A 232-nucleotide genomic window follows, 5' to 3' on the forward strand; every position below is an offset into this window, starting at 1 on the left:
AATGGGGGAATAGGAACTCATAACTGGTATTTTTTTTTTTTTATGAAGGATGCCTACACATGTTTTGCGGTAATGGGATTTTTTTTTGCCCGTATTGGAATTTGGGGTTGGATGCTTACCTTATTTTGGATGGCGATTTTTTTTATTTGTTGTTATTATTTGTTTTTTGAAGGATTCATTATTTTTTGATTGATGTCTGCTGTGTTTTGGAGAATTTTTGTTTTTTTGTTTT

1 protein-coding gene is annotated in these 232 nt (G+C 30.6%); it reads left to right on the forward strand.

The features are described 5' to 3' along the window. The coding region (locus tag ACYP03_RS28290) for a hypothetical protein (RefSeq protein ID WP_459782975.1) at positions 1 to 189 on the forward strand (189 nt) is incomplete at its 5' end. Between the last annotated feature and the right edge of the window lie 43 nt (positions 190 to 232).

Source organism: Photobacterium sp. R1 (genome assembly GCF_054600795.1).